The sequence below is a fragment of the Janibacter sp. LM genome, from assembly GCF_039631275.1.
GTDB classification, from domain to species: Bacteria; Actinomycetota; Actinomycetes; order Actinomycetales; family Dermatophilaceae; genus Janibacter; species Janibacter terrae.
Window position 1 is genome coordinate 1 of the sequence record NZ_JBDIVG010000101.1, and the last position, 355, is coordinate 355.

The window sequence follows — 355 nt, forward strand, 5'->3', positions numbered from 1 at the left end:
TCAGGCTGCGTGACCCAACCTGTCACCTGATCGTGCAGCAGTCCCTGTCGCTATCTGAGAGCGAAGACCTGCTCAGCCAGTGGCGTGCCTACGGAACGGGTAGAGGCGGCCCGTTCTGCATCGGCTTTTTGTCCGAGACGCTGCGCCAGCAGGCCCCGCGGATAAAGGTGCCCCGAGGTCGGGGCTGGCGGATGGTGAGGTGCATCTACGACGCCGACGAGCAGAGGACCATGCTTGAGGGACTGATGCGGGAGAACCTTCATTGGGCAGCGGAGGCCGACGCAGACCCTCACCTCGAGATCTCCAAAAAAGGGCTCTCCTGACTGATCCGTGGGTCATTTCCGGCCTGGGAGGA

1 protein-coding gene is annotated in these 355 nt (G+C 62.8%); it reads left to right on the forward strand.

Annotated elements, in window-relative coordinates; genetic code table 11:
* The coding region (locus ABC138_RS17620; protein WP_345914480.1) for a hypothetical protein at positions 1 to 323 on the forward strand (323 nt) is incomplete at its 5' end.
* Between the last annotated feature and the right edge of the window lie 32 nt (positions 324 to 355).